Consider the following 22019-nt stretch of genomic DNA (forward strand, 5'->3'; position numbering starts at 1 on the left):
CATGATTAAACTGCGTCTCAAACGCTACGGCAAAAAGCGGAACGCCACCTATCGTATTGTGGCCATGAATAATACCGATCGCCGCGATGGGCGTGCCCTTGAAGAATTGGGCTTTTACGATCCAATCCATGATGAAGTGCGCCTCAACGAAGAGGCTATCAAGCGGCGTTTGGCGCAGGGTGCACAACCCACAGATACGGTGCGGCGGCTCTTTGTCAAAGCGAATCTTCTCCCCGCAACTGCCCAAAAATAGGCAATGACTGATTCGGCTGCCCCCAATTACGCTGCCTTAATTCGCTTCCTGCTTGAACCCTTTATGGAAGCACCAGAGACCCTGCGGCTCCATGCGGAATTTTCTCCTGCTCATTCTCGCATTTGGGTACGTCTTGCCTTTGCTGGCGAGGATAAAGGGCGGGTTTATGGTCGTGGCGGTCGCAATCTCCAGGCCATTCGAGCGGTTTTACAGGCTGCTGCCCAAGCCGCTGGTCAGCAGGTTTACTTAGATGTTTATGATGCTGCCAAAAGTACGCCTAAAATAGATCATCAAAGGAGCGATCGCCCACGGCGATCCCGTCGTCGTTTTTATTCATCATCAAGGAGGCAAAGTTAGCGCGTGGCTGAAGTCCGTTTAGGTGAAAATGAATCCATTGAGTCCGCCCTACGGCGATTCAAGAAAAAAATCCAAAAAGCAGGTATTCTTTCGGAAGTCAAGCGGCGTGAACGTTACGAAAAACCCAGCCTGCGCCGCAAACGCAAACAGGAGGCCGCCCGCAAGCGCAATCGCTAAGTTTAGGGTATGACCACGAGGGAAAGCCTCACCATTGACCTCCACAGCATTGAGAGTGCGATCGCCCTTGTCGGTGAGCAAGAAGCTAATCTCCGCATTTTTGCCGCCCAAACAGGGGCGACCCTTGTTTTAAGGGGACGAGATCTCTATATCACTGGCACCCCTGCTCAAATCCAACTCTGCCAACAACTCATTCAAGACCTCAGTACCCTCTGGCGGGAGGGGCGTCCTGTGTCGGGGGTGGATATTCTCACGGTCCGCCATGCCTACGACACTCAGCAGCGGGAAGCCCTCCAGGAGCTGCAACAGGACATTCTAGCTCGCACCCGCCGCGGTGACATTATTCGCGCTAAAACCTTTCGCCAGCGCCAGTACGTTCAAGCGATTCGTAGCCACACCCTCACCTTTGGCATTGGGCCCGCGGGCACCGGCAAAACTTTCTTGGCCACGGTCCTGGCGGTCCAAGCGCTACTGGCGGGCACCTATGAGCGGCTAATTCTAACACGGCCTGCAGTGGAAGCGGGTGAGCGGCTTGGCTTTCTGCCGGGAGATCTACAGCAAAAAATTGATCCCTATCTGCGCCCCCTCTACGATGCCCTCTACGAGCTAGTAGAGCCGGAGAAAATTAGCAACCTGATGGAGCGGGGCGTGATTGAAGTAGCCCCCTTGGCCTATATGCGGGGGCGGACGCTGAATAATGCCTTTGTCATCCTCGATGAGGCCCAGAACACCACTCCTGCCCAGATGAAAATGGTCTTGACCCGTATTGGTTTTAACTCCTGCTTGGTGGTGACCGGGGACTTGACGCAAACCGATCTACCAGAACATCAAACCTCTGGCCTCAGTGTGGCTACGAAAATTCTCAAGGATGTCGAAGGGATCGCGTTTTGTTATCTAACCAAGGGGGATGTCATTCGCCATCCCCTTGTCGAGCGGATTATTGATGCCTACGATCGCCATGAGCAGGGCTTGCGCACTAAGCCAAAAGAGCGCGCATCTGAGCATAGCGATCGCTCACCCAAGGCCAATTAACCACCTGCCACCAAGCCTCTAGGTACTGATCGCGCCGGTTGCGATAGGTCAGGTAATAAGCATGTTCCCACAGATCATTGCCCAAGATGGGCACTTGCCCTTGCATCAGCGGAGAATCTTGGTTTAGCGTCGTGGTAATGGTCAAATTTCCTTGGGGCGTCAGCACAAGCCAGACCCAGCCACTGCCAAAGTGCTGCAGACCTGCCTGCTGAAACTGGGTTTGAAACTCTGGGAACGAGCCGAAAGTGTCTTCTATGGCTATGGCGAGGTCCCCCGTGGGCTCACCGCCGCCATTCGGTGCCATACTTTCCCAAAAGAGGGAATGGTTAGCATGGCCACCGCCGTGGTTGCGCACAGTTTGTTGGATAGCGGTGGGGAGTTGGTGAAGGTGGTGCAGGAGTTCTTCAATGGCGAGCCCGTGCCATTGACGGTAGGGTGTCAGTGCCTTGTTGAGAGTGTTGACATAGGCTGCATGGTGTTTGTCGTGGTGCAGACGCATCGTCTCTGCATCAATCACTGGCTCTAGGGCATCGTAGTCATAGGGCAAAGGCGGCAGCGTATAAATTTCTGATGGCTCATCTGCCGCCACGGCTGGGCGCGATCGCAACCACAGTGTAGCAGCACTGCCGACTAGGAGGCTGAGGGTTTGACGACGGGTTAGGCGCATAACGAGTACGTGAAATGTTCCCGCTAATAGTCTAAGCCCCTCGGAATTATTCTTGGCGCAGCAGGAGGTGTTGGGCTTGGCTGGGGGTCAGGCGTTGGCCATCCAGCTCAATTTGCAGCACCTTGTCGGAGGATGGTTGCAGTGTGGTACTGCCCTGGCGGCGGTCTTTAGAACGCCACTGATTTTGCCAAAGGCGGTTATTTCTGAGGATGCAAAGCCAGTGGTCGGGGAAATGGGATTAAAGAGCGGGAGCAGAGGGGTGGCCAAGTGGCAAGGGGGTAGAATATGCCGTCAGCGCTACGCTCATCAGCAGTGGACGGGTCATCAATCAATACCTCCTAGGAGCGATCGCAAGGGGAATTTCCCCTACCTACATCTTAGAAGCTCTTAGAAACTGTAAAATCCTTGCACCGGAGAACTATGCTTGGCGGCGCGTCTGGCTAATGTGAACTGAAATGCTGTAGCTAGATGACAATAGATACAAGAAAAAATTCACGAGCTAAGTGAGATTCGCAATGAAGCGCTTACCTAATAAAAAATATTGTGGTGCAGCCCCATATCCCCTACTTGATTCGCGAGCGGAAGCAAGGTGGAGAAAGAGGTCCGTCCCACACATTGGTGACCTAGGCAGCGCGTTTGACCAAGGAGCGAATCACGTTGTCTTTCATCATCAATAGGCGGGAGGCTTGCAACAGTAGCTCACGCGCTTCCTGAAGGCTCATGGTACTCACTTGCTCCTCCATCACCCGCATTTGAAACTCCTGTTCAAAGCTGAGGTCAACATTCAGTTCCGGGAAGCGTTGCTCCATAGAACGTACTCCTTATTCCATGTCATTGGGTATAGGTGTTAAAAAATATAACAAACACATTGACAAAGTTGCCACTCAATGGATACCACCTGCGCAGAGGATAAAATGTTCAGTATGAACGATTTCACGAAATTCTTGATCCGTTTTATAAATGAGACCTGATAGACTGAGCTACAATTCAAGTTCAATGATGAGGACGGCAAGATGCGGTTGGCAGATGTCGCCGAACGGTTTGGGGCAACCCTCGACTGTCCAGAGCAAGGCGATCGCCCGGTGTTGGGGGTCGCCCCCCTAGAAACAGCAACAGCAACGGATATTTCTTTTCTGGCCAATCCTAAGTACACCGCCCTGTTGCAGATCACCCAAGCGGCTGCTGTGTTTGTGCGTCCTGACTTTCAAGGGGAGGCCGCCTGTCCTCTGCTGCGGGTGCCCCATCCCTACCTTGCCTTTGCCAAGTGTATTGAATGGTTTTACCCACAACCCAAACCTGCCGCCACCATTCACCCGACAGCAATTCTGGGAACTGATGTGGTTTTGGGAGCTGAGGTCACGATTGGTGCTTATACGGTGATTGGCGATCGCGTCCGCATTGGCGATCGCACGGTGATTGATAGCCATTGCACCCTTTACGACGATGTGGTCATTGGCTCAGACTGTCGTATCTACAGCCACTGTGCCCTGCGGGAGCGGGTGCAATTGGGCGATCGCGTCATCTTGCAAAACAGCGTGGTTTTAGGGAGTGATGGCTTTGGCTATGTCCCCCTGCCCGATGGTCGTCACTACAAAATTCCCCAAGTGGGCACCGTGATCATTGGCAATGATGTGGAAATTGGTGCTGGCACAACGATTGATCGCGCCACCCTTGGAGAGACCACCGTGGCGAAGGGCACAAAAATTGACAACCTGACGATGGTGGCCCACAACTGCACCATTGGTGAAAATGCCATTCTCTGTGCCCAAGTGGGATTGGCAGGCTCGACCCACATTGGTAATCACGTGGTCTTGGCTGGGCAAGTGGGGGCAGCGGGTCATTTGACCATTGGCGATCGCACTGTTGTCTCCGCCAAATCCGGCATTAGTAGCTCGGTACCGCCAGATAGTCGCATGGGGGGGATCCCGGCGATGGATCAAACTCTCTACCTCAAGGTCTCAGCCGCAGTGAAGCAATTGCCAGATCTCCTCAAGCGAGTGCGTAAATTGGAAGCTCAGGTGGGGCAATAGCATCGATACGCTAGCCACCCTCTATAGTGGAATTAAGGACTAGCATTGCCTTGTCTAGCCTTCATCAGCGGGTGAAGGAAAATGAGTCACATGAATCTGCGGCACTAAGCCTATGACTCCTCCAGCGGCAATTCGATTACTGCCCAGTGATCAAAAACTGTTCCAAGACCTCCTTGGCTATCATGAACTCACAACCAAGGCAGAAAAACAGGCGGCCTTGATCTCCTTGCTCCAGCGCGATCGCGCCCAGGTCATCGTCAAAAGTCTTGCCCAAGCTGCCTTTCCCCAAACGGCCTTTAATGTTGCCCTCTGGATGCTCAACCATGACTTGGTGACCCTAGATTGGCTCTACGACATCACCTACCGCATTTCAACCCAAGGCTGCCAAGAAACGATTGATCTGCGCTTGCTCTACAGCAGCCTTAAACACTTAAGTCCGGGGGATGCAGCCATTGTCTTGGGCCAAACCGATGCTGCCCTTAGGGGCATTCGTCTTGATGACTTAGACTTAGAAACTTTGATTACGACATTGGAACCGGCAGTGGCCATTAGTTTGCTCTCCTGGTTTGTCACCTTCAAGAAAATCACGACGGTGGATCTGGAGTACATCAGTCAAATCGTCCAGAAGGTGAAACCGACTGCCGCGCCGCCCCAAGAGACCACTGAGATTCACTCTCAGCCCCTTGTCCCTGAACCCCGTATCATTGAACTCACCCTCGAAGACAAATTGCTAGAGTTAAATTTGCAATTGGGGGGCACAGAAACACAGATCTTACCCAAGGCTTTGGATCGCTTTTTGTTTCGGCGTACCCGGGAAGATAAGGTGGTCTATCGTCCCAACACACAGGTGGTGCGCCTCGCCTGCGTCGGAAGAGAGCGCCGCGACATGCCAGTGCCAGTGCGCAGTGCCAAAACGTGGCCACCGGGAGTCTATGTGATCTATCGCGAGCAGGAATCCCTCCAACTGATGCGCTTGCCGGATAATGAGTTCTACGAAATTTTGCCCTTTGGGCCTGATCCCTATCTGCGCGCCGAAACGATCGCCCGCCTGGTCAAGGAAGGACAGCCCTAGCTATAGACGGGCAGTGTGAAGTGGAAGCAACTGCCTTTCCCCGGTTGGGAGTCCACCCAAATCTGGCCATAGTGCATACGAATAATCTGGCGGCAAAGGGCAAGGCCAATGCCATAGCCTTCAATGGTGCGATCGCGATCGAGGCGAACCGTTTCGCCAAAAATTTTCTCCTGCTGCTCAATGGGAATGCCCGGGCCAGTGTCTGCAACAGTAACTTGCACCTTTTGGGTCATGCGGTGAAAGGCACTCAGGTGAATTTTGCCCCCTTCGGGAGTGTACTTACAGGCATTGTCCAGTAAATTGACCAGCACCTGACGAATGCGATCGCCATCGCCATAGACCAAGGGCAAATCCAAAGGAATATCGGTGGTAAAATGCTGCTTTTTACGCTCAAAATTTAAGCGCACATCCTCAACGGTTTCTTGGCATAGTTGCCGCAAATCCAGTTGCCGTGCCATAATTTGCAGCTTGTCTTGGGGGCCGCGAGCCGCCAACAGTAAATCGGTAATCAGCTGTCCCATCGTCTGGGTTTGACTGCGGGCATGGTGAAACAGGCGTTGGATGTCCTCAATATGGAGTTGTTGATTGCTCTCTTCCTGAAGGTTGGACTCTAGGGTTTCAAGGGCAATACCGACAGCCGTGAGGGGGTTTCGTAATTCGTGAGCCAGCAAGCTAATAATTCGATCCTTGAATTGCAGTTGTTCGGCAAGGCGATCCCGCTCTTGGCGCAGTTGAAACAGCTCATCCTTGAGGCGGCTGAGTTCCATCGAGCAATCTGACTGCTCCGCTGCCGACTTTTGCATATCCGCCTGTAGGCCAAGGGCCACTTCCCGCTGCCAGCGCGGCCACCAATAGTCCACCTTTTGCAGGAGCTTACGACCAGCGAGGGTTTGGCGCGGTTCAGGGCGGACTTTAATTAAGGCAGGCGTGGCAACTAGCTTATACTTCTCTAGGAGGTAGGGTTGCTCACCAATGGGCACCACTTTTAATTCAAAGCTAAAGTTCGAGGGCAGTTGCTGAATGTGAGCTTGAATGGCAGCGGTTTCCTCTTCATCGCCCGGACGATTGGCAACAAACAGGAGCAAACTGAGCGGCGGTGTCGTTTCTTGGGGAGAACTGGCATCCGCAGACGCTTTCATTGAATCACCGGCGAGTCTTCTCAAGGGCAGTGAATTGCGCTTCCTAGAGGGGAAACCCTAAAGAGGATGCATAAAGACTAACTAACATAAAGGTTAACTGAAATGTTAGCGGATTCTCATCCGGAGCCCAACTTAGGAGCGCTGGCCATCCCGCCGTCCGAGTTCGTAAATTGCCCCACCGATGGTTGCCATCAGGCCTAAACTCAAGGCCCAACTTTGACCCAAGCCCAGACTACAGAGGATAAAGCAACCCGTACCTACAACAATAAAGGGAATGAGCCCCACCATCCCTGCCCAGAATTCGGCACTTTGGCTTGCCTCACCCCCTAGCCACATCACTAAACGCTGCATGAAGGCTTGCCCCGTGGGATAAAACCCCCAGTACAGGGCGATCGCCCACAGACCAGACCCCGCAATGGCAATGGGGGAGAAAGAAACCTGCGGCAAATTGGGAATCATAGGAGTCCTTGAAAAATCTTGGGATCAAACATTTCTCGCAAAGATAAATAGTAGGGTGTAAAAACACTTGTATCATGCCCAGTGGCACGGGTTTGTATTTCCTTACCCAAAAGGTGCACCATTTGAAACACCAGCTCCCATGTCACATTCAGAGAAGGATACAGCATCAAACAGAGGGGAAAAAGTTCCCGTTGCAGTGCCTCAAGGCTTTGCTCCAAAAGACACACCCAAAGGTAGATTTGGAACATCTCAACATCGCGAATACTGGAAACGCGCACACTGGCTTGGGTTAAAGGGCCACTAAAACAGCGGTGCTGGGGGTTGAGTTCGGCAACGCGCTGACAAATAGCGGTGGCGATCGCTGTGCTCTGGGACAACAGATGGCGCACTAAAGCCAAGGCAGGATCAGCGTAGTCGTAGTTGGCTGCTGCCTTATAGGCGCGGTGCAAGGGCATGTAGAGGTGATCATCAATGACCTTGAAGAAGCTACTGAGGATGGGACGTTGGCTTGTGGGTGCTACTTCCAGCAGCAACAGCCCCGTGTGATGAAATTGCATACTCACAAAGCCAATCACTCGGGGATCGACCGCTGTATAGCGGCTGCGGATCTCACTGACGGCACTGGCTATCTTGGCGGTCATTTGCTGGGTGCCCTTGCCAGCTGCGTAGAGTTTCAGAGTGCGCTGATAAATGTCATGAATGTCCTTGGAGATGCTCCAGGGATCCACCAGTTCCGCTGGGATGCCATGGCGAATCATCTCTCCAGCCAAAAAGCCTTCGGTGCGCTGCCAGGCCTGGAGACTGGCATGCCGCAGTTCGGCCAGGAGTCGGGGAGCTACCACTGCCGGATCATCCTCCGCAAGGGCGGTGCTGTTGAGGTTGGTGATATAGCGCTTTGCCCAAGCCTGTGCCAGACTGGCCAAGGAAGTCGTGTTCGGCGCGATCGCGTTCGATTCAGCAGTGGTATTCAACAGGGGCACCTCCACCATCATTGAACAGGGCTATGACTATACGCAAAACTAATGTTAAGAATTATAACTTATTTTAAGCTGATCCGGCCACGCTGAACCACGATCCGCGTTGGCCGCCACTGCCTATACTGTTACGCTGGCCTATAGCAGCAACACCTTGGGAGAGACCGGATGGACTGGCAATCCTTTGCCGTAAGTTTTGCGCTTGTTTTCTTGTCGGAACTGGGGGACAAGAGTCAACTGGTGGCGATTACTTTAGGGAGTAATGCTCGCTCTGCGACTGCCGTGTTTTTAGGGGTCGCCTCTGGCTTGGTGTGTACAACGTTTTTGGGTGTGCTTTTGGGCAGTGGGATGGCCACATTGATCCCCGTTAAGGTGGTCAAGGCGATCGCTGCAATGATGTTTGCGTTTCTGGGTTTTTATTTGCTATCTCAAACAACGGCTGACGGCCTTGACAAGGAGCAAATTTGATTATAGCCAGGGGATTGATTATCATAGTGACTACAGGTTAACAAATGGATAATCCTGAAACTGCGATTAAATCGCAATAGGCTACTTAACTAAGCAAAATCTGCTGTTTGAGTTTTATTTTTTAGGATAGCGCCGTGTTCACGTCTCCTGCTCCCAGTTCTTTACCCCCCATTCGTTCCCTTGAGGATGCGATTGATCGCTGTCAACGCCTAGGACTGCGCCTTAGTCGGCAGCGGCGTGCTATTCTCGAACTGCTCTGGGATGCCAAGGATCACCTGTCGGCGCGGCAGATCTACGATCGCCTGAATCAGGCGGGCAAAGACATCGGCCACACCTCTGTGTACCAAAATCTTGAAGCCCTTTCAGAGCATGGCATCATTGAGTGCGTTGAGCGCGCCGATGGGCGTCTTTACGGCAATATCAGCGATAGCCACAGCCATGTAAATTGTCTTGATAGCCAGAAGATTATTGACGTTCACGTTGAGCTACCTCCCTCCCTCATTGCTGAGATTGAAGCAAAAACTGGTGTGAAAATTGTTGACTATCGCATTGATTTTTACGGTTATCAAAACACTGAGCCGAGGGCCCAAGGATAACTGCCGTGGCTCATCCCCAACATCTTCAGCTTCTTAAGCAGGGGGTTACCGCTTGGAATCAATGGCGGGAGCAAGACAGTGATATTCGCCCTGATCTGGGACAGGCGGATCTCACTGGCGCCAATTTAGAGCTGTACAACCTCACCAATGCCAATCTCGATCAGGCAAATTTAGCGGGGGCTGATCTGCGCAACGCTCTGCTCAAGGATGCTTACATGGCAGGAGCAAACCTCTACATGAGTGACCTGATTGAGGCAGATTTGCAGGGCGCCTGTTTACAGCGAGCCACCTTGGCGGGTGCCGATCTCTACAAGTCAAACATTGCTATGGCCGATCTGCGCCAAGCCAACTTAGTGGGCACGCTACTGCGGCGAGTGAGTTTAATAGAGGCGACCCTTGCCTATGCCAACCTCACCCGTGCCAATCTTTTTCAGGCCAACCTGCAATTAGCTGATCTCAAGGGTGCAATTTTGCAAGAGGCGATTCTCGAAAGCGCCAGTCTCATTGAGGCGAACTTTGAATCTGCCGTTCTCATTGCTGCCAAGATGTCAAAGGCCAATGCCCGCCGTGCCAACTTTAAGGGAGCAAACCTCTACAAAGCAGAAATGGACGGCATGGATCTACGGGATGCCATTCTCGATCCAGCTTAAAATCAACAACTTGTGAAAAGACAAGGTTCAGGCTACGTTAGAGGTGAATCATCCTCGCCTATTGGAACTCGAAAGGAGTGCCTGTGACTAAAAGCATCCGTAACACAGCACGTATGGTTCTTGGTGTGATTTTTGGAATTATTGGGGTTGTGGGCTTTATCTTACCCCTAGTGCCAGGAACGCCTTTTTTGCTGATGGCGGCAGCTTGTTTTAATTCTATGGAACCCGAGGAGACCACCAGGGCCCAAGGGAATGAATCGCCACCTGTGGCATGAAGTACTTTTTCCTCACTCAGGGGTGGCACATTGGCCGCGTGTGGGAACCCCAAGGCCTCTGGAATGAGCAAGCGTGGCGCCGCTCGCCGGTGATCACCCGCACCTGCCTCTACATCCTAGAGGGGGAAGAAAAGCTCTGGCTTTACCAAGTGGAGGATATGGTTCTTATGGTGGAAGTCAAGCCAAGCCATCCTGATCCTGCCTCCACGATTGGCCAAGTGGTGCTAAAGCGCCTGATGAGTGCAGAGGATGTGCTAACGTACCTGTGTACCACCCCGGCCATTTCTAAAATTCAAGTGGAGCGAACCTCCCCCTCCGGCGATCGCCCCTAGGGAGTGTTAGGCCCTTGGTACAACTGAGTAAAGAACCTAATCAAAGCGGCCGCCCGTGTCGCCATTTGGGGTAAACTAGTTCGATGTTGTTGCCAACCGATGGAAACGTATTGGGCAACTAAACCCTAGACTTTTGTGATGGATTAATTTTAAGGTGTCCTTTGGTTGCAAATTCCGCTACCTGCCTTGATGGCAAGTCCTTAGCCCAGTCTATTGAGCGCCAGTTGGCTGACCATGTGCGGACGTTTCAAGCCCAGTGGGGGCGATCGCCGGGATTAGCGGTGTTGCGAGTTGGCGATGATCCCGCCAGTGCGGTGTATGTCCGTGCCAAGGAACAGGCCTGTGGCCGCGTCGGGATTCAATCCTTTGGTGCCCACCTGCCGGCCACTATCACAGAAGCAGCTCTCTTGGCCAAAATCACTGAGCTCAATCAAGACGAACGAGTGGATGGCATTCTCCTACAATTGCCCCTGCCACCCCACCTTGATCCTCGTCCCCTGCTATACGCCATTCATCCCGATAAAGATGTGGATGGCCTGCATCCAGAAAATCTGGGCCGGCTAGTGCGCGATGAACCGGGACTACGCAGTTGTACGCCCGCTGGGGTGATGCAGCTTTTGGCCGCCTATGGCATTGATGTCGTAGGTCGCTCAGCAGTGGTTGTGGGTCGCAGTATTTTGGTCGGTAAACCCCTGGCGCTGATGTTGCTCAGCGCCAATGCAACGGTGACGATCGCCCACTCGCGTACTCGTGAACTCACCAGTATCACCCGTCGTGCCGAGATTTTAGTCACAGCGATGGGGCAGCCGCGGCGCATTACGGCCGATATGATCCGGCCAGGGGCAGTGGTCATTGATGTGGGCATTAATCGCATTCAACGCCCCGATGGCAAATCAAGTCTCTGGGGCGATGTGGACTACGAGGCGGCCTGTGCGGTGGCCAGTTATATTACCCCTGTTCCGGGGGGGGGTCGGTCCGATGACCGTTGCCATGTTGTTGCACAATACTGTATGGAGCTACTGTCGCCGTCACGACTGGCACAAGCCCCTACTTTCCTTGACCTCTATGTCGCCCGCACGCTGAGGAGCTGTTCATGATTTCCGCTGATCCCCCCCACGTCCATCCCGCCGGCACATTTGATCTCAAGGCCTACCTCAAAGAACGCCAAGCCCTTGTGGAAGCTGCCCTTGAAGCCGCGATTCCGGTGGCCTATCCGGAGAAAATTTACGATGCAATGCGCTATTCACTGATGGCGGGGGGCAAGCGGCTGCGCCCGATTCTCTGTTTGGCCACCTGTGAACTGATGGGGGGCACCGTCGAAATGGCCATGCCGACTGCCTGCGCGTTGGAGATGATCCATACGATGTCGCTGATCCACGATGATCTGCCGGCCATGGACAATGACGACTACCGTCGCGGCAAGCCCACCAATCACAAGGTCTATGGCGAGGATATTGCCATTCTGGCGGGGGATGGCTTATTGGCCTATGCCTTTGAGTATGTGGTGGAACAAACCAAAAATGTGCCAGCGGAGTATCTGCTGAAAATTGTGGCGCGGTTGGGGCATGCGGTGGCCGCAACGGGATTGGTCGGTGGTCAAGTGGTGGATTTAGAGTGTGAAGGACAGCCCGACATTGGTCTGGAAACGCTGCATTTTATCCACTCCCACAAAACGGGGGCACTCCTGGAGGCCTCTGTGGTTTCTGGGGCATTGCTGAGGGGGGCGAGTGAATCTGACGTGGCACGCCTGTCCCGCTATGCGGCAAATATTGGCTTGGCATTCCAGATTGTGGATGATATTTTGGATATCACTTCGACCCGCGATGTCCTCGGTAAAACCGTTGGTAAAGATGTGGCTGCCCAAAAAATGACCTACCCGCGCCTGTGGGGCCTGGAAAAATCCCGCCAAGAGGCTGAGCGCCTGGTGGCGGAGGCGAAGGCAGAGTTGGCTGTCTATGGAGCAGCCGCTATTCCTTTGCAGGCGATCGCCGACTACATTGCCAGCCGTAGTCATTAACGATCCCAACGATCCCGAAGTGGGTTAGGATCGGCGCAGAGTTTGTCCTTGTCCGCAACCATGATGGACGGTCTTCGTGAGCTACTGGCTAACCGTGTCCTCTGGGTCGCTTTTGCCGCAAGCGCGATCGCCCAAATGCTCAAGTTACTGATTGACATTGCCAAACACCGCAAGCTCAACTTCCGCGTTTTGGTGGAAACCGGTGGGATGCCCAGTTCCCACTCCGCCCTGGTCACTGCTTTGGCGACTGGCGTAGGGCTTCAACGCGGCTGGGATAGCATTGAGTTTGCAATTGCCATTGTCTTTGCCTGTATTGTCATGTATGATGCCGCTGGGGTACGCCAAGCAGCAGGTAAACAGGCCCGCATTCTCAATCAAATTGTTGATGAATTTTTCCAGGAGGGGCACGAATTGGCAGAGGCCCGCCTCAAGGAGTTGTTGGGGCACACCCCCATTCAAGTCATTGTCGGTTCCGCCCTCGGGGTGGCGATCGCTTGGCTAGGGGTCTAGGGTTTTGCCTTTATTACTCTGTCTGGCGACCATAGCGATCCTCAAAGCGGACAATATCATCCTCCCCCAGGTATGACCCCGACTGCACCTCAATCATCTCAAGGGGAATTTTCCCCGGATTGGCCAAACGGTGCACTGCTCCTACGGGAATATAGGTGGACTCATTTTCCGTAAGCAAAAATGTCTTGCCATTACAGGTGACCTCTGCGGTGCCACTGACCACAATCCAATGCTCGGCACGATGATGGTGCTGTTGGAGTGAAAGGCTGGCTCCTGGCTTCACCGTAATCCGCTTTACCTGAAAGCGATGACCGGCATCAATGGCATCGTAGTAACCCCAAGGGCGATAGATCACCCGATGATTATAGGCCTCGCGGCGGTTGCGGGCTTGGAGTTGCTCCACCACCTCTTTCACCTGTTGTGCCGCGTTGCGATGGGCAATCAGAATGGCATCGGCCGTTTCCACCACCATGAGGTTGTCCACGCCCGCCAAGGCAACCAGGCGGTGCTGACTCTGGACAAAGCAGTCTTTGCTGTTATAAACGAGGACATCGCCGCGGCAACTGTTCCCCCATGCATCCTTGGGCATGATCTCCCAGAGACTCGACCAAGATCCCACATCGCTCCAGCCACAGTCTAGGGGCACGACAGCTGCTTTTTGGGTCTTCTCCATGAGGCCATAATCCACAGAAAGATTGGGGCACTGGTCAAAGGGTTCCTTCGCCAAGCGGATAAAGTCTAAATCCTCCCGTCCCTGCCGGAGGGCCAAGCGGCAATAGTCTAAAATCTGTGGCTGTTGCTGTGCCAGTTCCGCCAAAAAACTCTGGGCCCGGAAGAGAAACATGCCGCTATTCCAAAGATAATTCCCCTCAGCAAGGTAGGCCTCTGCTGTTGCTAAATCGGGTTTCTCCACAAACTCGGCCACGCGATAGGTGTCAGGATCACTGAGGGACTCGCCGCGCCGGATGTAGCCATAGCCTGTATGGGGAGAAGTGGGCGCAATCCCAAAGGTTACCAACCAGTCCTGAGCGGCGGCTGAAAATCCCCGTTGCAGTCCCCACTGAAAATGGGCAACATCCTGAATGAAGTGATCTGCCGGCAGCACCAAGAGAAGAGCATCGCTGGCAAGGACTTCCGTGACGTAGAGGGCAGCAACGGTAATGGCAGGGGCAGTATTGCGCCCTATGGGTTCAAGTAAAATACGTGTCGGCGTTACCCCCAGCTCCTGAAATTGCTCCGCCACAAGAAAGCGATGGGCTTCATTGGCAACAACAACGGGGGGCTGAAGTTGGGGTAAGCCCTGCAACCGTTGCCACGTTTGCTGTAGCAGACTCTTCCCTTCGGGAGTTAGGCGCATAAACTGCTTGGGATGAGCTTGTCGCGATAATGGCCAGAGGCGACTTCCTACGCCCCCCGATAGAATGACAGGAATACAGTCCATGCCAAGACTTCCCAGTGGTATTGTGACCCCTAAGCGTAGTTTAACCACAGGCAGCCTACTGTTGAGCCACGGCCATTCCCTGATCCCCTAAAATAGGGAACGATTTCTGTGGAGTGTCCTATGGCAATCAAGAAAGGAGATTTGGTGAAGGTCGTGGCCGAAAAGTTGGCCAATAGTCTTGAGGCTCTAGCCAGTGATCACCGCTACCCCCCCTATCTCTTTGAGGGACGGGGCGAGGTGGTGGAAATTCGCGGTGACTATGCTCAGATTAAATTTCCAGTGCCCACTCCCACGGTTTGGCTGCGCCTCGATCAACTCGAGGTTGCCAAATAACTCCCATCAGTGTCGCTTGCTCTTCTGGTCTTCTGTAGGTGAGTGCAGAGGACCAGTGTTAGCAATTTTCAGCTTGTCTGGATATGATGGAGGCAATGCTGTTGCTTAACATTTGGTAATGCTGGTTCAACCTTCGCAACCTCAACGCTGGTTTCAGTGGCTCAAGGAGACACTCCTTTTTGGCCAAGAGCCCAGTGGCGAACTCTTAGCCATTTTGCTGGTGTATTTTGTCCAAGGGGTTTTGGGCTTAGCACGGCTGGCCATTAGCTTTTTCTTTAAGGATGAGTTGGGGCTGTCTCCGGCGGAAGTGGCGGCATTGATGGGTGTGGCTGCGCTGCCCTGGGTGATTAAGCCAGTCTTTGGTCTGGTTTCTGATAGCCTGCCGCTTTTGGGATTTCGCCGCCGCTCCTATCTTGTCCTGGCGGGCTTGCTGGGCTGTGGGGCGTGGTTGAGCCTGGGGACGTGGGTGGCTACCCCTTGGCAGGCAACGGCAGCGATTCTAGCAGCATCGATGGCGATCGCCCTCAGTGATGTGATTGTCGATTCACTGGTGGTTGAACGGGCACGCCAGGAATCCGCTACAGAAATGGGAACTCTCCAATCCCTAAGCTGGGCCGCTACTGCTGTGGGGGGCATCCTTACTGCTTACTTTAGTGGCCAACTGTTGCAGTGGTTTAGTCCGCGTACAGTCTTTCAAATGACGGCGGTGTTTCCCCTCTTGGTGTCGGCGGTGGCGGGGGCGATCGCCGAAGCACGGGTCACGGCTCGGCCTCAACTAAGTCAAACTTGGGAGCATATCAACCGTGTGCGCCAAGCCATGATGCAAAAACGGATTTGGTTGCCGGTGGCCTTCCTCTTCCTCTGGCAAGCAACCCCCGGCTCGGAATCCGCTTTCTTTTTCTTTACAACGAATGAATTGGGCTTTGAGGCGGAGTTTTTGGGGCGGGTGCGCCTTGTCACTAGCATCGCCTCCCTCTTGGGGGTATGGATTTTCCAGCGGTATTTGAAAACGCTGCCCCTGCGTACCATATTTTTCTGGAGCACGATTCTTTCAGCTTTTTTAGGACTCTCTAGCTTAATTTTGGTTACCCACCTCAATCGCCAATGGGGCATTAGTGACCAGTGGTTTAGCTTGGGGGATAGCTTGATTTTGGCTGTCATGGGGCAAATTGCCTTTATGCCCGTACTGGTGCTGGCGGCCCGGTTGTGTCCGCCGGGGATTGAGGCCACCCTCTTTGCGCTGCTGATGTCCATTAGCAACCTTGCCAATCTGGTCTCCCATGAGTTGGGGGCGCTGCTGACCCACTGGCTGGGGATTACCGAGCACAACTTTGATCGCCTGTGGTTGCTCGTGCTCATTACTAACCTGAGTACGCTATTGCCACTACCGCTGTTGAACTGGTTGCCGCAGCAGCTGCCCGCACCCGCCTCTCAATCCGCTGTTGCTGTTGAGTTGGAGCCAAGTGTTTCATGACAGGAGTTTTAGAGCGCCCCTATACAATGGCGGATTGGCGGGGGGGAACCCAATCCCTGACCCAGGAGTATGACTATTGGATTGAGGATGTCGAAGGCACGGTGCCCACAGATTTGGTGGGGACGCTCTATCGCAATGGTCCGGGTCTATTGGAGCGCGGCGGCGTGCCCTTAGCCCATCCCTTCGATGGCGACGGCATGATCTGTGCCTTTCGCTTTGAGAAGGGACGGGTACATTTTCGCAATCGCTACGTGCGCACTGCCGGATTTGTGGCGGAGGAAAAAGCCAATCGCCTGCTCTATCGCGGTGTCTTTGGCACCCAAAAGCCGGGCGGCTGGTTCGCCAATTTCCTCGATACCCGTGTCAAAAACATTGCCAATACCCATGTGATCTACTGGGCTGGGAAATTACTGGCGCTGTGGGAAGCGGGTTTGCCCTACCGCCTTGACCCCCTGACCCTAGAAACGCTTGGACTTGACAATCTAGGGGGTCTCCTCAAGGAGAGTGATGCCTTTGCAGCGCATCCCCGCTTTGATCCCCAGACGCAGCGGTTGGTGAACTTTAGTGTCAAGCCCGGCCTGAGTACCCGCCTTAGGCTCTATGAGTTTGATGCCACTGGTCAGTGTGTCTCGCAGCCGGTATTTCAAATTCCAGGGTTTGCCTTTATCCACGACTTTGCCCTCACCCCCAATTACGCCATTGTTTTTCAAAACCCAGTGCAATTCAATCCCTTGCCCTATCTGCTGGGACTGCGGGGCGCTGCCCAGTGCCTTCAATTCAACGCTCAGAAACCGACACGGGTTTGGCTGCTGCCCCGTCGGGGTGGCCCCCCCCAACTGTTGACGATGCCCCCCTGTTTTGTCTTTCACCATGCCAATGCCTACGAAGCAGGGGATGAAATTCACGTGGAGTCGATTGCCTACAGCCACTTTCCCGCTTTGGAGCCGGGCATGGATTTTCGCGAGGTGAATTTTGCGGCTCTGCCTGCAAGTTTGCTGTGGCGGATCCAGTTGAACCCGAAGACAAAAGCTGTGGACTGGCAGGTGGTGAGCGATCGCCCCTGCGAATTTCCTGTGGTGCATCCGGCTAAGGTGGGGCAACCCTATCGCTACACCTATTTGGCGGCGGGGCATGATCCAAAAACCAATGCACCCCTACAGGCACTGTGGCGGTGCGATCGCGCCCACGGCGAAGAACAGTTTTGGTCAGCCGCGCCGCGCGGTTTTCTCAGTGAGCCGATCTTTGTTCCCCGCGGTCTGCAAAAGGGGGACTTTCTCTGGCAGGGGGCCCAAGGAGAAGAGGATGGCTGGGTGCTCCAGGTGCTCTATGATGCCAGTTGCCACAAATCGCAGTTACTCATCTTTGATGCCGCGGCCATTAGCGCCGGCCCTGTGGCACGGTTGCGCCTGAAACACCACATTCCCTACGGTCTCCACGGTTCATTTACCACGGCGGTCTAGGCAATGGGAATTGAAATTGAGCGCAAGTTCCTCGTCACAGGTGAGCAATGGCGGTCCCTGGCCACCAGTGTGGCCGAATTTGCCCAAGGCTACCTCTCAACGGTTCCTGAGCGCACTGTGCGCGTGCGTCTTGCGGGTGAGGAGGCATGGATCACGATCAAGGGTAAAGCCAGTGGTGGCCAACGCCGTGAGTATGAGTATCCTATCCCCGTTGCTGATGCTAGGGAACTCCTTGAGGAATTGTGCCTGCAACCAATCATTCAGAAAAACCGCTATCGCATCCCGGTGGGTGACCTCTGTTGGGAAATTGATGAATTTGCTGGCGCCTGCGCGGGTCTCATTTTGGCAGAAATTGAATTGCCCCGGGCTGACTATCCCCTGACTTTACCCCCCTGGGTTGGCCTTGAGGTGACCGATGATCCTCGCTATACCAATGCCTACTTAGCGGAGCATCCCTATCAGGAGTGGTCAACCTGAATTCCTAAGTTCGATAGGATACAAAAATATCGCCACGGCTTCACTATGCTTGCTCGGATTCGCCAGATTACCCACACCCTCACGCCCCGTCTCATTGAAATTCGTCGCCATCTGCACCGCTACCCCGAATTGAGTGGCCAAGAACATCAAACCGCTGCCTATGTGGCGGGGGTGCTTTCCTCCGCAGGCTTAACTGTACAGCAGGATGTGGGCAAAGTGGGGGTGATTGCTGAACTGGAGGGGAATCCTAAAGAACAGCGGCTGTTGGCCATTCGTACCGATATGGATGCCCTGCCGATTCAGGAGCGCACCGGCCTGGAGTTTAGCTCGAAACATACGGGGGTGATGCACGCCTGCGGCCACGATGTCCACACGACAGTGGGTCTTGGCACGGCAATGGTCTTAGCCGCCCTCAAGGAGGAATTCCCTGGCCGCGTGCGGTTTATTTTTCAGCCTGCGGAAGAAATTGCCCAAGGGGCGAGTTGGATGATTGCTGATGGCGCCATGAAGGAGGTGAGTGCCATTTTGTCGCTCCATGTTTTCCCAAGTATTCCAGCAGGGGACGTGGCGGTGCGCTATGGTGCTTTGACAGCCGCTGCCGATGACATTGAGTTAACGATTTTGGGAGAATCGGGGCATGGGGCGCGCCCCCATGAAGCGGTGGATGCCATTTGGATTGCTGCTCAAGTCATCAGTGCTCTGCAACAGGCCATTAGTCGTACCCAAAATCCGTTGCGCCCTGTGGTGCTTACTTTTGGCAAAATTCAAGGGGGACGGGCGGCCAATGTCATTGCTGATCAGGTCACCCTTCAGGGAACCGTGCGATCGCTCCATCCGGAAACCCGTGCCACCCTTCCCAATTGGATTGAGCAAATTGTGGCCAATGTCTGCCACGCCTACGGTGCCCGCTACCAGCTCCACTATCGGCGGGGGGTACCGGGAGTGGAAAATACCCCCTATCTATCGCAATTGCTGGCGGAGGCGGCCACTGAGGTGGTCGGTGCCCCCCATGTGCATATCTTGCCAGAACCGTCCCTTGGGGCAGAGGATTTTGCCCTTTACCTAGAGCACGCCCCCGGTGCGATGTTTCGCCTTGGTGTCGGGTTTCGCGATCGCCCCAACTATCCGCTGCATCACCCTGAATTTGCGGTGGATGAACAGGCCATTCCTGTGGGGGTCATGACCCTTGCCCATGCGGCCTGTCGCTATTGGCAGATTCCCTACTAATGACCTACTAATGACTTGCTAATGACGATTGGCGTGGTAGAGCATCCCGAGGGCGATCGCGCTCACAATCCCCTTCGGTAACCAACTGGCCACAATGGGCGACACTGCCCCCCCCTCGCCAAAGGCAGTGAAAATAAAAGCGGCAACATAGTAGCCAAAAATAATCACCACACTCAGCCCAAAGGCTCGTCCCTGTCCTTGGCGGGGAGAACTGATCCCCAAAACAGCGCCAATGACAGCAAAACTTAGACACAAAAAGGGGAGGGAGAGCTTTTCCTGCAACTGCACCCGCCACTGCCGCAAGCGTTTGGTATCGCCACTTTCCGCCAAAATTTGCAAGTACCGATAGATTTCGCGGCTGGTCATAAACTCTGGGACCCGCGTTTCCATGGCTAAATCAAGGGGGGTGCGCGGGTAAGGAAACCGGCGCTCTACAAACGTTTCTGCCACGGCGTAATTGCGATCGCCCTGCAGGCGATGGTAGGTTCCCTGACGAAACAGCCACGCTGAACCCTGCCACTGAGCTTTCTGGGCCGTGATAATTTCCCGCAACTGCCCCTGCTCAAAGTTTAGAACCGTCACTCCACCCATCACCCGACCATCAAAGCGGTGGGCAAAAAAGAGTTGCTGAAGTTGACCCGCAGCAAAACGGCGGTAGAAGATATTGCGGGTCTGGAAACTGGGTTGGGGTTGTTGAATTGCAAGTTGCAGGGTCTGGATGGCGCGGTAGGCTAGGGGGGGAGCCACCAGTTCATTGAGGGCAAAGGTGAAGAGCAAGGCACAGAACCCCGCCAAGAGCGCCGGTCGCACCAGACGCACTGGACTCACCCCACAGCTTTTACAGGCAATCAGTTCGCTGCGGCGGGAGAGTTGACTATAGGAAAGGAGCGAACCAAAGAGCATTGCCATGGGAATACCCAGCACCGCAAAGGTGGGTAAGCGCAGAAAAAAAACTTCCATGGCACTGAGAATGCTCAAGTTGTGCTCTACCATATTGCGAATCAGGTAGAACACCGTACCAATAACGGCAGCGATCGCCGTAAAAATGCCAAAACCAAAGACAAAAGGGCGAATCATCTCCCGCAGGATATAGCGATCCAACAGGGAGAGTCGCGGCAGCTGCCAAGGCAGCTTCTGAAGGGGTCGGGCGATCGCCAACATCATCTATAGCCCCAGGCGAGGTTTTGCCAACTTCCAATAGCGAAAGAATCGCTTCAAATCCGCATTGGCTGGCAACGCCACAAAGGGTTCTGGCTCCAGAATTTCCACCGGATAGGCCAATTGCCCACAAATGGCGCGAAAGCGAGGGCTAGGACTTGCCATCGTCACCAGGCGATCGCCCCCGTGCACCTCCACAAAGGCATTGACCAAGGGCGCCACCTCGCCACGGTACATTTGCACGGGTAGATCCAGCAGGCATTCATAGAGAAACACCAGCCGCTTCAGACGAATTTGCCATTCCTTGAGCAGGGCCACATCCCAGACAAAAATTGCCGGTGCCCCCGGGTAGCGGCTGAAGATTGGGGCGTGAGGGTCGAGGCAATCCCCATGTACCCAGAGAATTGGCTGCCCCATTAGCGTTGCATGACCTCTTTTTTTAACTGTTTGCTGTCCCGCTGCGCTGCGGCTGCCAAGTCGGCATCCAAGAGGGTTTGACCGGTGGCTGCCAAATAGACATCATCTAGACTGGGGTGTGACTGCGCCAAGCTAAACAGGGGCAGTCCTGCTTCCTCTAGCGCCGTTCTAATGGCTGTGATCGCCACAGTGACATCTGTGACTACCAGATTTAAGGAGTTGCCTTGGTTGGCGTTAATCAGGACGGATTTGACGCAGTCCAATTGACTGAGAAGGCCCTGTGCCATTTGCGCCTCTTGACGCGGTGTGAATTCCCGCACCCGCAACGTGACGCGATCGCCCCCGATATTGGCCTTGAGTTCCTCAGGAGACCCACTGGCAATCACCCGTCCCTGATCGAGAATCACCAAGCGATCGCTGAGGAGATCCACCTCCTCCAGGTAGTGGCTGGTCAAGATAATCGTCAGTCCTTGGGCCTTGAGATCCCGCAGCACATCCCAAATCACCTGGCGACTTTCAATGTCGAGACCTACGGTGGGTTCATCCAAGACAAGTACTTGGGGTTGGTGTAGAAGTCCCGCCGCAAGATCAAAGCGTTTGCGAATGCCACCGGAGTAGGTACCACACTGGCGATCGCGCCATTGCCGTAGATCTAAGCGTGCCAGCACCGCCTCAATGCGCTCCGGAATCAGGGCCCGGGGAATGTGGTACAGCGCCGCCTGCAATTCTAGAAATTCCTGACCCGTAAGAATTTTATCGAGAGCCACCTCTTGGGCCACATAGCCTAATTTCTGGCGCACCAAATGGGGTTGGTGGAGCACCGAGAAGCCGCAGACTTCCAGGCGCCCCGCATCCGGTCGCGAGAGGGTACACAGACAGCGCAGTGTTGTCGTTTTCCCTGAGCCATTCGGCCCCAGCACCCCAAAAATTTCCCCTTCATGGGCTGTAAAGGAGACATCGGCCACCCCTGTAATGGCCCCGTAGGACTTCTTGAGATGTTCGACCTTTACCGTGGCTGTCATGG

General features: G+C 54.2%; 27 protein-coding genes and 1 pseudogene. 19 read left to right on the top strand and 9 right to left on the bottom strand.

Going from position 1 to position 22019, the window contains the following annotated elements:
- The first annotated feature begins 1 nt into the window (after position 1).
- The 4 genes from rpsP to Q0W94_RS03895 are packed head-to-tail and all read left to right on the top strand — an operon-like array spanning position 2 to position 1819.
- Complete coding sequence (gene rpsP, locus Q0W94_RS03880) at positions 2–253, top strand: 30S ribosomal protein S16 (RefSeq protein ID WP_297761382.1); 252 nt, start codon at positions 2–4, stop codon at positions 251–253.
- Between the two features lie 3 nt (positions 254–256).
- On the top strand, positions 257–610 hold the full coding sequence (locus Q0W94_RS03885) for a KH domain-containing protein (RefSeq protein ID WP_297761385.1): 354 nt from the start codon (positions 257–259) through the stop codon (positions 608–610).
- Positions 611–613: 3 nt separating this feature from the next.
- Positions 614–787, top strand: coding sequence for a 30S ribosomal protein S21 (gene rpsU, locus Q0W94_RS03890; protein ID WP_011055893.1), 174 nt, complete (start codon positions 614–616; stop codon positions 785–787).
- Between the two features lie 9 nt (positions 788–796).
- A complete protein-coding gene (locus Q0W94_RS03895) occupies positions 797–1819 on the top strand; it encodes a PhoH family protein (RefSeq protein WP_297761388.1) in 1023 nt (340 codons plus the stop codon).
- Here Q0W94_RS03895 and Q0W94_RS03900 read toward each other — a convergent pair.
- Both Q0W94_RS03900 and Q0W94_RS03905 read right to left on the bottom strand, forming a co-directional pair.
- On the bottom strand, positions 1764–2486 hold the full coding sequence (locus tag Q0W94_RS03900; RefSeq protein WP_297761391.1) for a superoxide dismutase: 723 nt from the start codon (positions 2484–2486) through the stop codon (positions 1764–1766). The two genes, Q0W94_RS03895 and Q0W94_RS03900, sit on opposite strands and share 56 nt — an antisense overlap.
- 623 nt (positions 2487–3109) lie before the next feature.
- The gene (locus Q0W94_RS03905) at positions 3110–3295 is read right to left on the bottom strand and encodes an NblA/ycf18 family protein (protein ID WP_297051737.1); all 186 of its coding nucleotides are present in this window, start codon (positions 3293–3295) and stop codon (positions 3110–3112) included.
- Positions 3296–3499: 204 nt separating this feature from the next.
- On the opposite strand from Q0W94_RS03905, the gene lpxD reads away from it, so the two are divergent.
- Positions 3500–4516, top strand: a complete 1017-nt coding sequence (lpxD, locus tag Q0W94_RS03910) for a UDP-3-O-(3-hydroxymyristoyl)glucosamine N-acyltransferase (RefSeq protein ID WP_297761394.1) — start codon at positions 3500–3502, stop codon at positions 4514–4516.
- Positions 4517–4628: 112 nt separating this feature from the next.
- Entirely contained in the window at positions 4629–5588 is a 960-nt protein-coding gene (locus Q0W94_RS03915) for a hypothetical protein (protein WP_297761397.1), read from the top strand.
- Here the strand turns inward: Q0W94_RS03915 and Q0W94_RS03920 are convergent.
- From Q0W94_RS03920 to Q0W94_RS03930, 3 genes are all read right to left on the bottom strand, one after another.
- The gene (locus tag Q0W94_RS03920; protein WP_297761399.1) at positions 5585–6727 is read right to left on the bottom strand and encodes a histidine kinase; all 1143 of its coding nucleotides are present in this window, start codon (positions 6725–6727) and stop codon (positions 5585–5587) included. The genes Q0W94_RS03915 and Q0W94_RS03920 overlap by 4 nt on opposite strands.
- A gap of 132 nt (positions 6728–6859) precedes the next feature.
- A complete protein-coding gene (locus tag Q0W94_RS03925; protein ID WP_297761402.1) occupies positions 6860–7186 on the bottom strand; it encodes a hypothetical protein in 327 nt (108 codons plus the stop codon).
- Complete coding sequence (locus Q0W94_RS03930; protein ID WP_297761405.1) at positions 7183–8178, bottom strand: hypothetical protein; 996 nt, start codon at positions 8176–8178, stop codon at positions 7183–7185. The genes Q0W94_RS03925 and Q0W94_RS03930 overlap by 4 nt, the downstream gene beginning before the upstream one ends.
- Positions 8179–8328: 150 nt before the next feature.
- Here Q0W94_RS03930 and Q0W94_RS03935 point away from each other — a divergent pair, with 150 nt between their 5' ends.
- The 8 genes and pseudogenes from Q0W94_RS03935 to Q0W94_RS03970 all read left to right on the top strand — a co-directional run bounded on the left by Q0W94_RS03935 (position 8329) and on the right by Q0W94_RS03970 (position 13008).
- The gene (locus Q0W94_RS03935) at positions 8329–8628 is read left to right on the top strand and encodes a TMEM165/GDT1 family protein (RefSeq protein ID WP_297761408.1); all 300 of its coding nucleotides are present in this window, start codon (positions 8329–8331) and stop codon (positions 8626–8628) included.
- A 134-nt stretch (positions 8629–8762) separates the two neighbouring features.
- Complete coding sequence (locus Q0W94_RS03940) at positions 8763–9224, top strand: Fur family transcriptional regulator (RefSeq protein ID WP_024125516.1); 462 nt, start codon at positions 8763–8765, stop codon at positions 9222–9224.
- Between the two features lie 5 nt (positions 9225–9229).
- The gene (locus Q0W94_RS03945) at positions 9230–9874 is read left to right on the top strand and encodes a pentapeptide repeat-containing protein (protein WP_297761412.1); all 645 of its coding nucleotides are present in this window, start codon (positions 9230–9232) and stop codon (positions 9872–9874) included.
- An 83-nt stretch (positions 9875–9957) separates the two neighbouring features.
- Complete coding sequence (locus Q0W94_RS03950) at positions 9958–10149, top strand: DUF454 family protein (protein ID WP_297761415.1); 192 nt, start codon at positions 9958–9960, stop codon at positions 10147–10149.
- Entirely contained in the window at positions 10146–10481 is a 336-nt protein-coding gene (locus tag Q0W94_RS03955) for a hypothetical protein (protein ID WP_297761418.1), read from the top strand. Before Q0W94_RS03950 ends, Q0W94_RS03955 begins: the two co-directional genes overlap by 4 nt.
- Before the next feature lie 161 nt (positions 10482–10642).
- Positions 10643–11564 (top strand): annotated as a pseudogene (gene folD / locus Q0W94_RS03960) (bifunctional methylenetetrahydrofolate dehydrogenase/methenyltetrahydrofolate cyclohydrolase FolD).
- A 10-nt stretch (positions 11565–11574) separates the two neighbouring features.
- Positions 11575–12498 (top strand): geranylgeranyl diphosphate synthase CrtE, encoded by a 924-nt coding sequence (crtE, locus tag Q0W94_RS03965; RefSeq protein ID WP_297761421.1) that lies wholly within the window; start codon positions 11575–11577, stop codon positions 12496–12498.
- A gap of 60 nt (positions 12499–12558) precedes the next feature.
- Entirely contained in the window at positions 12559–13008 is a 450-nt protein-coding gene (locus Q0W94_RS03970) for a divergent PAP2 family protein (RefSeq protein ID WP_297761424.1), read from the top strand.
- A 13-nt stretch (positions 13009–13021) separates the two neighbouring features.
- Here Q0W94_RS03970 and Q0W94_RS03975 read toward each other — a convergent pair whose 3' ends face one another.
- On the bottom strand, positions 13022–14449 hold the full coding sequence (locus Q0W94_RS03975; RefSeq protein WP_297761428.1) for a mannose-1-phosphate guanylyltransferase/mannose-6-phosphate isomerase: 1428 nt from the start codon (positions 14447–14449) through the stop codon (positions 13022–13024).
- A gap of 120 nt (positions 14450–14569) precedes the next feature.
- Between Q0W94_RS03975 and ndhO the strand changes: the two genes are divergently transcribed.
- The 5 genes from ndhO to Q0W94_RS04000 all read left to right on the top strand — a co-directional run bounded on the left by ndhO (position 14570) and on the right by Q0W94_RS04000 (position 19420).
- Complete coding sequence (ndhO, locus tag Q0W94_RS03980; protein WP_024125524.1) at positions 14570–14782, top strand: photosynthetic/respiratory NAD(P)H-quinone oxidoreductase subunit O; 213 nt, start codon at positions 14570–14572, stop codon at positions 14780–14782.
- Between the two features lie 118 nt (positions 14783–14900).
- Positions 14901–16256, top strand: coding sequence for a folate/biopterin family MFS transporter (locus tag Q0W94_RS03985; protein WP_297761431.1), 1356 nt, complete (start codon positions 14901–14903; stop codon positions 16254–16256).
- Positions 16253–17716 carry a carotenoid oxygenase family protein gene (locus Q0W94_RS03990; protein WP_297761434.1) on the top strand — a complete coding sequence of 488 codons (1464 nt, stop codon included), beginning with the start codon at positions 16253–16255 and terminating at the stop codon, positions 17714–17716. The genes Q0W94_RS03985 and Q0W94_RS03990 overlap by 4 nt, the downstream gene beginning before the upstream one ends.
- A 3-nt stretch (positions 17717–17719) precedes the next feature.
- Entirely contained in the window at positions 17720–18193 is a 474-nt protein-coding gene (locus tag Q0W94_RS03995; protein ID WP_297761437.1) for a CYTH domain-containing protein, read from the top strand.
- 45 nt (positions 18194–18238) lie between these two features.
- The gene (locus Q0W94_RS04000; RefSeq protein ID WP_297761440.1) at positions 18239–19420 is read left to right on the top strand and encodes a M20 family metallopeptidase; all 1182 of its coding nucleotides are present in this window, start codon (positions 18239–18241) and stop codon (positions 19418–19420) included.
- An 18-nt stretch (positions 19421–19438) separates the two neighbouring features.
- Here the strand turns inward: Q0W94_RS04000 and Q0W94_RS04005 are convergent, their stop codons facing one another.
- From Q0W94_RS04005 to Q0W94_RS04015, 3 genes are read right to left on the bottom strand one after another with little or no spacing between them, the layout of a single operon-like run.
- Positions 19439–20584, bottom strand: a complete 1146-nt coding sequence (locus Q0W94_RS04005) for an LptF/LptG family permease (protein WP_297761443.1) — start codon at positions 20582–20584, stop codon at positions 19439–19441.
- Positions 20585–20995: a hypothetical protein gene (locus Q0W94_RS04010; RefSeq protein ID WP_297761446.1), complete on the bottom strand. Its 411-nt coding sequence runs from the start codon at positions 20993–20995 to the stop codon at positions 20585–20587.
- The gene (locus Q0W94_RS04015; protein ID WP_297762357.1) at positions 20995–22017 is read right to left on the bottom strand and encodes an ATP-binding cassette domain-containing protein; all 1023 of its coding nucleotides are present in this window, start codon (positions 22015–22017) and stop codon (positions 20995–20997) included. Before Q0W94_RS04015 ends, Q0W94_RS04010 begins: the two co-directional genes overlap by 1 nt.
- Positions 22018–22019: the final 2 nt, after the last annotated feature.

Origin of the sequence: Thermosynechococcus sp., assembly GCF_025999095.1 — a bacterium.
In the GTDB taxonomy this organism is placed as follows: domain Bacteria; phylum Cyanobacteriota; class Cyanobacteriia; order Thermosynechococcales; family Thermosynechococcaceae; genus Thermosynechococcus.